7 protein-coding genes and 3 rRNA genes are annotated in these 15,092 nt (G+C 62.1%); all 10 read left to right on the top strand.

From position 1 onward, the window contains the following. Positions 1 to 33: 33 nt before the first annotated feature. Positions 34 to 2,262 (top strand): AAA family ATPase, encoded by a 2,229-nt coding sequence (locus GK109_RS02460; RefSeq protein WP_157238549.1) that lies wholly within the window; start codon positions 34 to 36, stop codon positions 2,260 to 2,262. 34 nt (positions 2,263 to 2,296) lie between these two features. Continuing rightward, on the top strand, positions 2,297 to 3,610 hold the full coding sequence (tyrS, locus tag GK109_RS02455; RefSeq protein WP_321215896.1) for a tyrosine--tRNA ligase: 1,314 nt from the start codon (positions 2,297 to 2,299) through the stop codon (positions 3,608 to 3,610). A gap of 516 nt (positions 3,611 to 4,126) precedes the next feature. Further along, positions 4,127 to 5,649, top strand: a 16S ribosomal RNA gene (locus tag GK109_RS02450). 496 nt (positions 5,650 to 6,145) lie between these two features. After that, positions 6,146 to 9,272: ribosomal RNA gene (locus GK109_RS02445) — 23S ribosomal RNA — on the top strand. A gap of 206 nt (positions 9,273 to 9,478) precedes the next feature. After that, positions 9,479 to 9,595, top strand: a 5S ribosomal RNA gene (gene rrf, locus GK109_RS02440). Together the 16S, 23S and 5S rRNA genes form the textbook arrangement of a ribosomal RNA operon. Positions 9,596 to 10,127: 532 nt before the next feature. Next, positions 10,128 to 11,966, top strand: a complete 1,839-nt coding sequence (locus tag GK109_RS02435; RefSeq protein WP_157238548.1) for a hypothetical protein — start codon at positions 10,128 to 10,130, stop codon at positions 11,964 to 11,966. 3 nt (positions 11,967 to 11,969) lie between these two features. Beyond that, positions 11,970 to 12,959, top strand: coding sequence for an HAD-IIA family hydrolase (locus tag GK109_RS02430; RefSeq protein WP_157238547.1), 990 nt, complete (start codon positions 11,970 to 11,972; stop codon positions 12,957 to 12,959). A gap of 9 nt (positions 12,960 to 12,968) precedes the next feature. Then, positions 12,969 to 13,235 carry a hypothetical protein gene (locus GK109_RS02425; RefSeq protein WP_157238546.1) on the top strand — a complete coding sequence of 89 codons (267 nt, stop codon included), beginning with the start codon at positions 12,969 to 12,971 and terminating at the stop codon, positions 13,233 to 13,235. After that, positions 13,235 to 14,050, top strand: a complete 816-nt coding sequence (locus GK109_RS02420; protein WP_157238545.1) for a TlyA family RNA methyltransferase — start codon at positions 13,235 to 13,237, stop codon at positions 14,048 to 14,050. Before GK109_RS02425 ends, GK109_RS02420 begins: the two co-directional genes overlap by 1 nt. A 13-nt stretch (positions 14,051 to 14,063) precedes the next feature. Next, the gene (locus GK109_RS02415) at positions 14,064 to 15,089 is read left to right on the top strand and encodes an NAD kinase (RefSeq protein ID WP_157238544.1); all 1,026 of its coding nucleotides are present in this window, start codon (positions 14,064 to 14,066) and stop codon (positions 15,087 to 15,089) included. Positions 15,090 to 15,092 lie beyond the last annotated feature (3 nt).

The following is a 15,092-nucleotide window of genomic DNA, read 5'->3' as shown; positions in this document are numbered from 1 at the left end:
GTAGGTCTGTCTTTTGCGATAGGGGAACGTTAAATGCTCGACGCCGATTTGGCCCACGAACGGGACTATGTTGCCGGCCTGTATGCGCGGCTGGAAGAGCTGCGCGAGGAAAAGCGCCGCCAACTGGCCCAGGTCCGCCGGGCCGGGGCCGTGGGCACCATGCAGAACGTTTCGGAACGTGACGCGTTCGCTGCACTGTATGAGGACCGCCTGGCGCAGCTGGATGCCGTAGACGACCGCCTGGTCTTCGGCCGCCTGGACCTGGACTCAGGCGAAGCGCAGTACATTGGCCGCATTGGCCTCACCACCGAGGACCTGCAACGGCTCATGGTGGACTGGCGCGCGCCCGAGGCCGGCCATTTCTACCAGGCCACTGCGTTTGACCGGCAGGGCGTCCGCCGCCGCCGGCACCTCATCCTGCAGGGCCGTGAGGTCAAGGCCATCGAGGACGACGTCCTTGACGCGGACATGCTTGCGGACAACGAGTCGCTGCAGGGCGAAGGCGCCCTGCTCGCCGCGCTGAACTCCAAGCGGACCGGCCGGATGTCGGACATCGTCAGCACCATCCAATCCGAGCAGGACCGGATCATCCGTTCGTCGATTTCCGGCGCGCTCGTGGTGCAGGGCGGTCCCGGTACCGGCAAGACCGCTGTTGCCCTGCACCGCGCCGCCTACCTGCTCTACACCCACCGCGACCGCCTCAAGACCGCCGGCGTCCTGCTGGTGGGCCCGTCGTCGTCGTTCATGAAGTACATCGAACGGGTGCTGCCATCCCTCGGTGAGACCGGCGTGGTCATGGCCAGCGTCGGCCGCCTCATGCCCGGAATCCACGCTGTCCCCGAGCCGGACGCCGCGGTTGCCGCCATCAAGGGCCGGCTGGACATGGCCGGCGTGGTGGCCAATGCCGTGGCCAACCGGCAGCGAATGCCCGCCGAGGACCGCATCCTTGAAGTCGACGGCCGGAAACTCGTGCTGACCCAGCGCCAGGTGCGCCGGGCAAGGGAACGGGCACGCTCCACCGGCAAGCCCCACAACGAGGCACGCGTGACGTTCGTCAAGATCCTGCTCCGGGAACTGACCGAACAGATGACGGAGCTCGTGGAAGCCGGAAACATCGGCAACAACGCCGACCGCTCCTACCTTGCCGAGGATGTGCGCAGCGCCCGTGACGTGCGGATCGCCCTCAACCTTTGCTGGATGCCCATGACGCCGGAAAAGCTGATCTCCGAGCTCTTCAGTAAGCCTGCCATCCTGGAAGCCTGCACGCCCAAGCTCGCCCCGGCGGAGCGCGCCCTGCTGCTGCGCTCCGCGGACGCGCCCTGGACGGAATCCGACGTACCCCTCCTGGATGAGGCAGCGGAGCTGCTCGGCGAGCTTGATCCGGCGGCGGGGCGTGGCCTGGCCCAGCAGGAACACGACCGCGCCCGCGACCTTGCGAACGCGAAGCAGACGCTGGTCAACATGGAGGCGGCGGGCGTGGACCCGCTGATGTCGGCCGAGGAACTGGCCGAGCAGAACCAGGAGCAGGAAACAAGGCAGACCGCTGCCGAGCGCGCCACCAGCGACCGCACCTGGGCCTTCGGCCACATCGTGGTGGACGAGGCGCAGGAGCTATCGCCCATGCAGTGGCGCCTGCTGGTCCGCCGGTGCCCCCTGAAGTCCTTCACGATCGTCGGGGACATCGCGCAGACGAGTTCGGTGGCCGGCGCGAATTCGTGGCAGGGTGCGCTTGCTCCGATGTTCGGTGAGCGCTGGCAGTTGGAGGAGCTGACGGTCAACTACCGGACCCCCTCCCAGATCGCCGAAGCCGCGGTCCGGATGGCCAACGCAGCCGGACTGGTGGTCTCGGCGCCCAAGGCTGTCCGCGAAGGACGCTGGTCGCCCGTCATCGACGAGGTGGATCCGGGCCAGGTGGTCAGCCGCCTGGTTGAGGTCCTGCCCGAGGAACTGGACGCGCTCGACGGCGGACTCCTCGCCGTCATCGCGGACGGCGCCTTTTTGCCGGAAGCCACTGCGGCCCTGCGCGCCGCCTACGGGCGCCGCGTGGGCACGGGTGCAGGCAGCTATGAGCAGGACATCGTGGTGATCAGCCCCCGGGAAGCCAAGGGGCTGGAGTTCGACGGCGTCGTGGTGCTGGAGCCGTCCATGATGCTGAACCATGAGCACGGCAAGGTGGGGGACCTGTACGTCGCGATGACCCGCGCCACCCAGCGGCTGCGGCTTATTGCTTCGGAACCTGTGCCGGCCGGGATCAAGCGCTGATCCTGCCTGCCGCAATACTGCTAACTTAGAAGGCGTGCCAGAACTCAACAGCCTCGAATCGCAGCAGAACGACGCCACTTTTGCCAATGTCTGGCAGGAGCTGAAATGGCGTGGCCTGGTCCACGTCTCCACCGACGAAGCAGAACTCGAAAAACTGCTCGCCGGCGCCCCGGTGACGTACTATTGCGGCTTCGATCCCACCGCGCCGAGCCTGCACCTGGGCAACCTCGTCCAGCTCCTGCTCATGCGCCGGCTGCAGTTGGCCGGCCACAAGCCCCTCGGGCTCGTGGGCGGTTCCACCGGCATGATCGGCGATCCCCGTCCCACGGCCGAACGCACCCTGAACACCAAGGACACCGTCGCCGAGTGGGTGGGCTACCTCCAGGCGCAGGTCCGCCGGTTCCTCAGCTTCGAGGGTGACAACGCAGCCCGGATGGTCAACAACCTGGACTGGACCGCGCCGCTGAGCGCCATTGACTTCCTGCGTGACGTGGGAAAGCACTTCCGCGTGGGCACCATGCTGCGCAAGGACGCCGTGGCCTCCCGGCTGCACTCGGATGAGGGCATCAGCTACACGGAGTTCAGCTACCAGATCCTGCAGGGGATGGATTACCTCCAGCTGTACCGGGATTATGGCTGCGTGCTGCAGACCGGCGGCTCGGACCAGTGGGGCAACCTCACCAGCGGAACCGAGCTGATCCGCAAGGTGGAGGGCAAGAGCGTCCACGCCCTGGGAACTCCGTTGATCACCAACGCCGACGGCACCAAGTTCGGCAAGAGCGAGGGCAACGCCATCTGGCTGGACGCCGGCATGTGCAGCCCTTATGCCTTCTACCAGTTCTGGGTCAACACTGCGGATGCCGACGTCGTGAACCGGCTGAAGGTCTTTACCTTCCTTAGCCGGGCCGAGATTGAAGAAATCGCCGTGGCTGTTGCTGAGCGCCCGTTCGCCCGCGAGGGACAGCGGAAGCTTGCCTATGAAGTGACGTCCCTCGTGCATGGAGTGGAAGCCACCGAGAAGGTCATCGCGGCCTCCGCAGCGCTTTTCGGGAACGGCGACCTCACAGCCTTGGACAAGCCCACGCTGCAGGCGGCAACGTCAGAGCTTCCCTCTGCAACTGTCCAGGTGGATGCGATGGGAATCGTGGACCTGCTGGTTGCCTCCGGCCTCTCCGAAAGCAAGTCGGCCGCCAGGCGGACGGTTGGTGAAGGCGGAGCCTACGTCAACAACGAGAAGGTGTCCGACCCCGAAGCCGTGATTTCGGAGTCCGAACTTCTGCATGGGCAATACCTGCTCCTGCGCCGCGGAAAGAAGAACCTCGCTACCGTGGAAGTCCTGGTTCCCTAGGCTTATCACCCGCCCCGCGAAGACCCCCTGCACGCTCCTCCGCAGCCGATTTGCACGGCCGCGGGGGAGCGTGTAATGTTTTCTGAGTCGCCGCCGCTGAAGCGGAAAAATAGCGACCAACCCCCACCAAAAAGTGAAGCAACTTCACGATGTGCAGAAGCACTGACGGAAGAAATTGCTCCGGTTTATGATGGGCGGATTCGTTCCGCAGAGTGAATTCCGGGAAAACAACCGGATTTGCAAAGTGAAAATGAATGAAATAAGATTGAAACATCGCAGCGAAGAAATACGAAATAGAAATTCATTGAATTGAATTGTTTCGGGAATATTCGAATGTGTCTGTTGTTTGAGAACTCAATAGTGTGCCAAGTTTGTTGATACCAATTGTTTTAGTGATTGGTTGAATTGACCGGGTCATCCGCCCCTGTGGGTGGTCTGGTTTTTACAGCTGGTTTCAAATTTTGTGCAGCCTTTTTGTCCCGTTTTCCCGGGGCTGGGGGTTGTGTCTGTTTTACTTCAACGGAGAGTTTGATCCTGGCTCAGGATGAACGCTGGCGGCGTGCTTAACACATGCAAGTCGAACGATGAACCTCACTTGTGGGGGGATTAGTGGCGAACGGGTGAGTAACACGTGAGTAACCTGCCCTTAACTCTGGGATAAGCCTGGGAAACTGGGTCTAATACCGGATATGACTCCTCATCGCATGGTGGGGGGTGGAAAGCTTTTTGTGGTTTTGGATGGACTCGCGGCCTATCAGCTTGTTGGTGAGGTAATGGCTTACCAAGGCGACGACGGGTAGCCGGCCTGAGAGGGTGACCGGCCACACTGGGACTGAGACACGGCCCAGACTCCTACGGGAGGCAGCAGTGGGGAATATTGCACAATGGGCGCAAGCCTGATGCAGCGACGCCGCGTGAGGGATGACGGCCTTCGGGTTGTAAACCTCTTTCAGTAGGGAAGAAGCGAAAGTGACGGTACCTGCAGAAGAAGCGCCGGCTAACTACGTGCCAGCAGCCGCGGTAATACGTAGGGCGCAAGCGTTATCCGGAATTATTGGGCGTAAAGAGCTCGTAGGCGGTTTGTCGCGTCTGCCGTGAAAGTCCGGGGCTCAACTCCGGATCTGCGGTGGGTACGGGCAGACTAGAGTGATGTAGGGGAGACTGGAATTCCTGGTGTAGCGGTGAAATGCGCAGATATCAGGAGGAACACCGATGGCGAAGGCAGGTCTCTGGGCATTAACTGACGCTGAGGAGCGAAAGCATGGGGAGCGAACAGGATTAGATACCCTGGTAGTCCATGCCGTAAACGTTGGGCACTAGGTGTGGGGGACATTCCACGTTTTCCGCGCCGTAGCTAACGCATTAAGTGCCCCGCCTGGGGAGTACGGCCGCAAGGCTAAAACTCAAAGGAATTGACGGGGGCCCGCACAAGCGGCGGAGCATGCGGATTAATTCGATGCAACGCGAAGAACCTTACCAAGGCTTGACATGAACCGGTAATACCTGGAGACAGGTGCCCCGCTTGCGGTCGGTTTACAGGTGGTGCATGGTTGTCGTCAGCTCGTGTCGTGAGATGTTGGGTTAAGTCCCGCAACGAGCGCAACCCTCGTTCTATGTTGCCAGCACGTGATGGTGGGGACTCATAGGAGACTGCCGGGGTCAACTCGGAGGAAGGTGGGGACGACGTCAAATCATCATGCCCCTTATGTCTTGGGCTTCACGCATGCTACAATGGCCGGTACAAAGGGTTGCGATACTGTGAGGTGGAGCTAATCCCAAAAAGCCGGTCTCAGTTCGGATTGGGGTCTGCAACTCGACCCCATGAAGTCGGAGTCGCTAGTAATCGCAGATCAGCAACGCTGCGGTGAATACGTTCCCGGGCCTTGTACACACCGCCCGTCAAGTCACGAAAGTTGGTAACACCCGAAGCCGGTGGCCTAACCCCTTGTGGGAGGGAGCTGTCGAAGGTGGGACTGGCGATTGGGACTAAGTCGTAACAAGGTAGCCGTACCGGAAGGTGCGGCTGGATCACCTCCTTTCTAAGGAGCACCTACAGATTGTTCGTGCCGTGTATGCGGTGCGGGGGTTTGTCAGGAGTACAGCCCGTTGCGCAGACGCAAGTTCTGCGGCGGGTGCTCAAGGGTGGAATATCAACGAATAGCGGCTGCCGGTTCTTTCCGGTGCTTAGTACGGTTCCTCTTTGCGGGGGTTCCTGGAAGGGTGCTGGTGGGTGCGGGTGGTTTCGTGTTTGGCACACTGTTGGGTCCTGAGGCAACAGGGCCGTGGTTCCGTCCCGTTTTGCGGGGCGGGGTTGCGGGTTTGTTTGTTTCTGGTTTCCTGGCTGCACCGATCATGCATGTTGTGTGTGTGGGGTGTGTGGTTTGGGGTTGTTGTTTGAGAACTACATAGTGGACGCGAGCATCTTTTATAAGAAGCAATTTCCAAGAATATGAACCTGGATCTGTTGTGCTGTCTTTCGGGATGGTGCAGTGGTTTTCGTGGTTCTCTCGAAAATTAGCGTTTTTGATCTTTTGTGGTCAAGTTTTTAAGAGCACACGGTGGATGCCTTGGCATTAGGAGCCGAAGAAGGACGTAGGAATCTGCGATAAGCCTGGGGGAGTCGATAACCGGACTGTGATCCCAGGGTGTCCGAATGGGGAAACCCCGCCGAGCGCGCGAGTGACTCGGTGACCCGCATCTGAACACATAGGGTGCGTGGAGGGAACGCGGGGAAGTGAAACATCTCAGTACCCGCAGGAAGAGAAAACAATAGTGATTCCGTTAGTAGTGGCGAGCGAACGCGGATCAGGCTAAACCGTTCCATGTGTGATAGCCGGCGGGCGTTGCATGGTCGGGGTTGTGGGACTTTCCATACCAGTTCTGCCGGGCTGGTGGGGTGTGATGTGCAGGCATAGGTGAACGGTCTTGAAAGGCCGGCCAGAGAGGGTGTTAGCCCCGTAACCGTAATGTTGTGTACCGCCTGTGAGAGTATCCCAAGTAGTACGGGGCCCGAGAAATCCCGTGCGAATCTGTCAGGACCACCTGATAAGCCTAAATACTCCCTAATGACCGATAGCGGACCAGTACCGTGAGGGAAAGGTGAAAAGTACCCCGGGAGGGGAGTGAAACAGTACCTGAAACCGTGTGCTTACAATCCGTCGGAGCCAGTCTGATTCTGGTGACGGCGTGCCTTTTGAAGAATGAGCCTGCGAGTTAGTGTTACGTCGCGAGGTTAACCCGTGTGGGGCAGCCGTAGCGAAAGCGAGTCTGAATAGGGCGTTGCAGTGGCGTGATCTAGACCCGAAGCGAAGTGATCTACCCATGGCCAGGTTGAAGCGACGGTAAGACGTCGTGGAGGACCGAACCCACTTCAGTTGAAAATGGAGGGGATGAGCTGTGGGTAGGGGTGAAAGGCCAATCAAACTTCGTGATAGCTGGTTCTCCCCGAAATGCATTTAGGTGCAGCGTTGCGTGTTTCTTGCTGGAGGTAGAGCTACTGGATGGCTAATGGGCCCTACAAGGTTACTGACGTCAGCCAAACTCCGAATGCCGGTAAGTGAGAGCGCAGCAGTGAGACTGTGGGGGATAAGCTTCATAGTCGAGAGGGAAACAGCCCAGACCACCAACTAAGGCCCCTAAGCGTGTGCTAAGTGGGAAAGGATGTGGAGTTGCGAAGACAACCAGGAGGTTGGCTTAGAAGCAGCCATCCTTAAAAGAGTGCGTAATAGCTCACTGGTCAAGTGATTCCGCGCCGACAATGTAGCGGGGCTCAAGTACACCGCCGAAGTTGTGGCATTCAAATATTAGCTAAGCCCTTGTGGTTCAGGCGTTTGGATGGGTAGGGGAGCGTCGTGTGGGCGGTGAAGTCGCGGTGTAAACCAGCGGTGGAGCCTACACGAGTGAGAATGCAGGCATGAGTAGCGAAAGACGGGTGAGAAACCCGTCCGCCGAATGATCAAGGGTTCCAGGGTCAAGCTAATCTGCCCTGGGTAAGTCGGGACCTAAGGCGAGGCCGACAGGCGTAGTCGATGGACAACGGGTTGATATTCCCGTACCGGCGAAAAACCGCCCATGCTGAACAGGGGATACTAACTGCCCGAGACCTGCCTGACACCCCTTGTGGGTGAAGGGTTTTGGTGGAGCGCAGGACCTGATCCTGGGAGGCAAGCGTATTAACAGGTGTGACGCAGGAAGGTAGCCGAGCCGGGCGATGGTTGTCCCGGTCTAAGGATGTAGGGCGAACGGTAGGCAAATCCGCTGTTCATGATGCCTGAGATCTGATGGGACCCCCGTTTGGGGGGATTCGGTGATCCTATGCTGCCGAGAAAAGCATCGACGCGAGGTTTTAGCCGCCCGTACCCCAAACCGACACAGGTGATCAGGTAGAGAATACTAAGGCGATCGAGAGAATTATGGTTAAGGAACTCGGCAAAATGCCCCCGTAACTTCGGGAGAAGGGGGGCCCCAACCTTGAACACCACTTGCTGGTGGGAGGGGATCGGGGCCGCAGAGACCAGGGGGAAGCGACTGTTTACTAAAAACACAGGTCCGTGCGAAGTCGCAAGACGATGTATACGGACTGACTCCTGCCCGGTGCTGGAAGGTTAAGAGGACCGGTTAGCCGCAAGGCGAAGCTGAGAATTTAAGCCCCAGTAAACGGCGGTGGTAACTATAACCATCCTAAGGTAGCGAAATTCCTTGTCGGGTAAGTTCCGACCTGCACGAATGGAGTAACGACTTCCCCGCTGTCTCAACCATAAACTCGGCGAAATTGCAGTACGAGTAAAGATGCTCGTTACGCGCAGCAGGACGGAAAGACCCCGAGACCTTTACTATAGTTTGGTATTGGTGTTCGGAGTGGCTTGTGTAGGATAGGTGGGAGACGTTGAAGCCCGGACGCCAGTTCGGGTGGAGTCATCGTTGAAATACCACTCTGGTCACTTTGGACATCTAACTTCGGCCCGTAATCCGGGTCAGGGACAGTGCCTGATGGGTAGTTTAACTGGGGCGGTTGCCTCCTAAAAAGTAACGGAGGCGCCCAAAGGTTCCCTCAGCCTGGTTGGCAATCAGGTGTCGAGTGTAAGTGCACAAGGGAGCTTGACTGTGAGAGAGACATCTCGAGCAGGGACGAAAGTCGGGACTAGTGATCCGGCGGTACATTGTGGAATGGCCGTCGCTCAACGGATAAAAGGTACCTCGGGGATAACAGGCTGATCTTGCCCAAGAGTCCATATCGACGGCATGGTTTGGCACCTCGATGTCGGCTCGTCGCATCCTGGGGCTGGAGTAGGTCCCAAGGGTTGGGCTGTTCGCCCATTAAAGCGGTACGCGAGCTGGGTTTAGAACGTCGTGAGACAGTTCGGTCCCTATCCGCTGCGCGCGCAGGAAATTTGAGAAGGGCTGTCCTTAGTACGAGAGGACCGGGACGGACGAACCTCTGGTGTGTCAGTTGTACTGCCAAGTGCACCGCTGATTAGCTACGTTCGGATGGGATAACCGCTGAAAGCATCTAAGCGGGAAGCTCGCTTCAAGATGAGATTTCCATACACCTCGTGTGTGAGAGGCCCCCAGCCAGACCACTGGGTTGATAGGCCGGATGTGGAAGCGAGGACTAACGACTCGTGAAGCTGACCGGTACTAATAGGCCGATAACTTACACCACACACCACACCCGTGAAACCGGTTCAAAAGCGGTTCCACACCAGGGTTGGTAAAAAGAAAAAACAAGACTGCTTGCGTCCACTATGTGGTTCCCGAACAACAAACCATTTGTTGCAGGGAACACCAACTAAATAACAACACCACAATGTTGTAACCACAACACTTCCCACCCCCGGGGATCACACCCGGGCGGACGGGTAACAAGGTTACGGCGGTCATAGCGTGGGGGAAACGCCCGGTCCCATTCCGAACCCGGAAGCTAAGACCCACAGCGCCGATGGTACTGCACCCGGGAGGGTGTGGGAGAGTAGGTCACCGCCGGACAACCATTAGGTCGAGGCCCCAACCACCAGGTTGGGGCCTCCCGCATTTAACGCCCCCTCCCGTGGGGACCCTCTCTCACTTAACGCGCCCTCCCGGGGGACCCTCTCTCACTTGATGCGCACTCCCGGGGGACCCTCTCTCACTTGATGCCCCCTCCCCGGGGTTCCCTCTCTCACTTGATGCGCCCTCCCGGGGGACCCTCTCTCACTTAACGCGCCCCCGGGGCCCTGCCGCACTGCCCGGCCGGCCCGCCGTCGACCACCAGCGCCAAACTGCGAGAGCACCCCCAGGAAACCCCACATCAACCGAGAGAGCATCGCCGAAAAACCCGCATCAACTGAGAGAGCGTGTGAATCTTGCCACGATGCCGGCGCCTGGGCTTTTACCGTACTGCCCGGTTGGGCGACTCCACTAGAATTGATGAAGATGTACGGACTTCGAAGCGCTTGATTTCGGGTTGCGTAGGAAACGAAACACGGATACGAGCGGCTGCAGTTGCGCCAGTGGTCGGCTCACAACAGGAGGAATCCACATGGCTGAGCACAACGGCGGCAACCGCGGCGGAAATGACCGAGGCGCGTTCCGCGGCAACAACAACTCAGGCGGCGATCCGCGTGGATTCCGTTCCCGCAGCAGCCGCGACAACAGCGATTCCGGCCCTGCCTCAGGCGGCGGTGAGCGTAAGCCGTTTGGGGACCGTGACAAGAAGCCTTTTGGTGACCGTCCGCGCCGTGACGGGGAAGGTGAGCGTAAGCCTTTCGGTGCTGGAGAGCGTAAGCCCTTCGGTTCGGGGGAGCGTAAGCCGTTTGGAGATCGTGACCGTAAGCCGTTCGGGGACCGTGACCGTAAGCCGTTTGGGGACCGTCCGCGCCGTGACGGCGAGGGTGAGCGTAAGCCTTTCGGTGCTGGAGAGCGTAAGCCGTTCGGAGACCGCGACCGCAAGCCTTACGGGGACCGTGAGAACCGGTCCTTTGGTGACCGTCCGCGCCGTGACGGCGAGGGTGAGCGTAAGCCCTTCGGTGCTGGTGACCGTAAGCCGTTCGGCGATCGTGACCGTAAGCCGTTTGGGGACCGTGACAAGAAGCCTTTTGGTGACCGTCCCCGCCGTGACGGCGAGGGCGACCGTCGCAGCTTCGGCGGGGGAGAGAACCGGAAGCCTTTCGGTGAACGGTCCGAACGGCCTGATCGTGGCGACCGCGGCGACCGCCCGGACCGAGCACCCCGAAGTTTTGATCGGGGCTCCAGCCGGGAAGGTGCCGGACCCCGCAACTTTGGGCGGGACCGCCAGGAAGACCGTCCCGTCCGCGTGCCCAACGCCCGGGACCTCCGGAGCGCCAACCGCCCGGACCGGGAACGTTCTCCCGAAATCGACGAGGACGTCACCGGCAAGGAACTGGACCGCGCAACCCAGCACCAGATCAAGACCCTCGAAGCAAAAAGTGCTGAGTGGGTGGCCCGCCACCTGGTCATGGCCGGCAGGCTGATCGATGAAGAGCCGGAACTTGCGTTCCAGCACGCCCTGGCTGCGAGCCGGCGTGGGGGCCGGCTGGCAGCCGTCCGCGAAGCCGTCGGACTGACGGCGTACGCAGCCGGCCACTACGGCGAGGCCCTGCGCGAATTCCGCACCTACCGCCGCATCAGCGGCTCCAACGTCCACCTTCCGGTCATGGCCGACTGCGAACGAGGGTTGGGGCGCCCGGACCGTGCACTGGACGTGGCCCGGTCCGAGGAAGCCCAGGACCTGGACGCTCCCGGCAAAGTCGAACTCGCTATCGTTGCCGCAGGTGCCCGGACCGACCTCGGACAGCTGGACGCTGCCGTAGCCGAACTGGAAATCCCGCAACTGGACATCAACCGGGCCTTCTCCTACAGCCCCCGGCTTTTCCGTGCCTACGCCGACGCCCTCGCCGGCGTAGGCCGCGAAGCTGAAGCCGAGAAATGGCGGAAGCAGGCCGTTGTGGCCGAGAACGCACTGGGCCAGGGCGTGGACGAGGAACCGGACATCATCGACCTCGGCTGGGATGAAGAAGAAGAGGCCAGGGAAGAAGCCGAACGCCGCCGCCTGCTGGAGCGCGCGTCCCAGGCATCGGAAACCGCCACAAGCGCCGTATCCTCTACCGATGCCGCCTCAGCCGCAGGTGCAGCTGGAGCCGACTTCGCTGCCGAGTCCGCTGAACAGCAGGACACCGCCATCGAGGACCAGGAGAGTGACTACTTCGCCTCCGACGACGCCGAGTCCGACGAAGACTCGGTGGAGCCGGACGAGCTGGAAACCTCCGGGGAGGCCGCAGATGGAGCCGAAGCCGGACGTGACGGCGAACCCGATCTGGAAGACCAGGCCGGGGACCAGCAGGACCGCCGGGAAGACTGACGCATGAGTGCTGTTCCCCTGATTTCCCTGTTCGACGCCCTCCTGGCAGATCTGGACGGCGTGGTCTATGCCGGACCGCACGCCATCCCCGGTGCGGTTGAGTCCCTGAAGCAGCTCTCCGGCCTTGGCGTGGGTCTGGGCTACGTGACCAACAACGCGTCCCGGTCACCGGCGCAGGTGGCTGCCCACCTCCGGGAACTCGGGGCGCCCGCCGAGGACCATCAGGTGGTCAGTTCATCCCAGGCCGCTGCAGACCTGCTCGCCTCCCTGCTGGCTCCGGGCTCCAGGGTACTCATCACCGGCAGTCCGGCGCTGGCCGCGGAGATCGAACTCGTGGGGCTCGTGCCGGTGTACGGCCAGGACGAGGACCCGGTGGCGGTGGTCCAGGGATTCAACCCCGAGATCGGGTGGAAGGACTTGGCCGAAGCCACTTACGTGGTGAACGCGGGCGCCCTGTGGGTGGCCACCAACACGGACATGTCCATACCGCAGGCCCGCGGCATCGCTCCGGGAAACGGCACGCTGGTGCAGGCCGTGGCAGCCGCAACGGGCCAAACCCCGCGCGTGGCCGGCAAGCCCGAAGCGCCGCTCTTCCACTCCGCCGCCAAGCGGCTTGGCGCGGAACGCCCCCTGGTGGTGGGAGACCGCCTGGACACCGACATCCTGGGCGGAAACAACGCAGGCTTCGCCACTGTGGCGGTACTGACCGGCGTCGACACCCGGCAAACCATCCTGGCTGCCCGTGCCGCCGAACGCCCGGACTACATCATCAGCTCCCTTGGGGACCTGCACCGGGTGTACCCGGAGGTCACGCACGACGACGGCACCTACGCCTGCGGCGAGGCCACGGCCCGGGTGGCCAACGGTGCGGTGGGCATCATCGGCAGCCAGGACAACCTGGATTCCTGGCGGGCCGCGTGTGCAGCCTGGTGGGCAGCCACCCCGGACGCCGCCGCACCCCAGGCGCCTGAACTCGTCTGGCTGGATCACTAGACTGGTGGAATGACTGAGCTGACCGAACCCCTCCCCGCAGCAGCCCAGCCTTCCCCGGACTGGCCTGGTACCGGCGGTGCAGGTGTCACGGACCCGGTAGTGGCGCAGGCCCTGGCACGGCTTGAAGCCTTGCCGCAGGTTCCGGTGGCGGAGCACGAGACCGTTTACAGCGAACTTCACGATCAACTGCTGGCCGCGCTGAACAGCGACCCCGCCAATAGCGACCCCGCCAACAGTGAGCATGGAAGCACTGATCCGACGGACGGCGCTGCCTGATGCCGGTGCGCCTCGACCAGGCGTTGGTGGCCCGTGGCCTTGCCCGGTCCCGCACCCACGCGGCCGCCCTGATCGCCGAGGGCAAGGTGAGTTCCGCCGGGCAGGTGCTCGCCAAGGCGTCCCTCCAGGTTGATGAGGGCCGGGACCTTGCCGTTCAGCATGATGAACAGGACGCCTACGCCAGCCGGGCAGGACACAAGCTGGCCGGTGCCCTTGACGCCTTCCCCGAGGTCTCGGCAGCGGGGAAAAGGTGCCTCGACGCCGGAGCTTCCACGGGCGGCTTCACGGACGTGCTGCTGAGGCGCGGTGCCGCGCATGTGGTGGCGGTCGACGTCGGGCATGGCCAGCTGGTGCCCCAGCTCAGGGATGATCCCCGCGTCGAGGTCCACGAAGGTCTCAACGTCCGCTACATGTCGCCCGCGGACATTGGCGGCCCCGCATCGCTTACCGTGGCTGACCTGTCCTTCATTTCCCTCACCCTGGTGGTGCAGCCGCTGGCTCTCTGCACCGAGCCCGGTGGTGACCTTGTGCTGATGGTGAAGCCGCAGTTTGAAATCGGAAAGGACCGGCTGGGACGGACCGGCGTGGTCACCTCCGAGCGGGAACGGCGGCTGGCGGTGGAAAAGGTGGCTAAGGCAGCGCTCGACGCCGGGCTTGACCTAAGGGGCCTCGCGCAGAGTCCGCTGCCGGGCCAGGACGGAAACGTTGAATACTTCCTGTGGATAAAACGCAGGATGAGCCAAGACTTGCCTAAGATCGAAGAGCGGGAGGCAGCGGCCGCTGCCTTGCTCGGACGAATCTGGCCGAACCACTAGAGAGCGGAACCTGATGAGCAGGCGTGTACTGGTCCTCGCCCATACCGGCCGCGAGGACTCACTGAAGGCCGCCTGGGAGGCGTGCGCCCTGCTGCATGCCTCGGGCATTGTGCCGGTCATGCAGGAGTCCGAACTCGGGGACATGGAGCGGTTCTTCGGACACCTGGCCCAGCCCGTGGAGATCCTCCACGACCACGTCCAGCTCCCGGACGTTGAACTTGTCATGGTCCTCGGGGGCGACGGCACCATCCTGCGCGCGGCCGAGCTTGTCCGTGAGGTGGACGTTCCGCTGCTCGGGGTGAACCTTGGCCATGTGGGCTTCCTCGCCGAAAGTGAGCGGGCGGACCTGGCCCAGACGGTGGAATGGATTGCCAGCCGTGAGTACACGGTGGAAGAGCGCATGACCATCGATGTCCAGGTCTGGGTGCGCGGCCAGAAGATCTGGCACACGTGGGCGCTGAATGAGGCCGCCATCGAGAAGGCCAACCGCGAACGCATGCTGGAGGTGGTCACCGAGGTGGATGAGCGTCCGCTGACGTCCTTCGGCTGCGACGGCATCGTGCTGGCCACGCCCACGGGTTCCACCGCGTACGGCTTTTCCGCCGGCGGCCCGGTGGTCTGGCCCGAGGTGGAGGCCCTGGTCATCGTCCCCATCAGCGCCCATGCCCTCTTCGCGAAACCCCTGGTGGTCTCGCCCCGCTCGCGGTTGGCGGTGGAAGTCCTGAACCGTACGGATGCCCTGGGCGTCCTCTGGTGTGACGGCAGGCGGTCAGTGGACCTGCCCCCGGGAGCCAGGGTGGAGGTCACGAAGTCCGCCACTCCGGTGCGGCTGGCGCGCACGCACCAGACGCCGTTTTCCGCGCGGCTGGTCCGGAAATTCCAGCTGCCCATTCACGGCTGGCGCGGCCCGGCCCCCAAGGCTGAGTCCGTTCACACCGGCCCCATCCCCATCATCCGGACGCCCCGCCCCATGCCCCCGCTCCAGGTACCGCAAGCGGGCCAGCCCGATGTCGAAACCGATCCGCCGACCGCAAAGTGAAGC

It is taken from the genome of Pseudarthrobacter sp. GA104 (assembly GCF_009741265.1).
Taxonomy (GTDB): Bacteria; Actinomycetota; Actinomycetes; order Actinomycetales; family Micrococcaceae; genus Arthrobacter.
The sequence above is the reverse complement of the archived record's forward strand: the minus strand, read 5'-3'. Positions and strand labels throughout refer to the sequence as shown.

What these genes read in the sequence shown, in the direction of transcription:
- GK109_RS02460 (WP_157238549.1), top strand. Translation starts at nt 34, where the DNA reads ATGCTCGACGCCGATTTGGCCCACGAACGGGACTATGTTGCCGGCCTG.
- GK109_RS02415 (WP_157238544.1), top strand. Translation starts at nt 14,064, where the DNA reads ATGAGCAGGCGTGTACTGGTCCTCGCCCATACCGGCCGCGAGGACTCA.
- GK109_RS02430 (WP_157238547.1), top strand. Translation starts at nt 11,970, where the DNA reads ATGAGTGCTGTTCCCCTGATTTCCCTGTTCGACGCCCTCCTGGCAGAT.
- GK109_RS02425 (WP_157238546.1), top strand. Translation starts at nt 12,969, where the DNA reads ATGACTGAGCTGACCGAACCCCTCCCCGCAGCAGCCCAGCCTTCCCCG.
- GK109_RS02420 (WP_157238545.1), top strand. Translation starts at nt 13,235, where the DNA reads ATGCCGGTGCGCCTCGACCAGGCGTTGGTGGCCCGTGGCCTTGCCCGG.
- GK109_RS02435 (WP_157238548.1), top strand. Translation starts at nt 10,128, where the DNA reads ATGGCTGAGCACAACGGCGGCAACCGCGGCGGAAATGACCGAGGCGCG.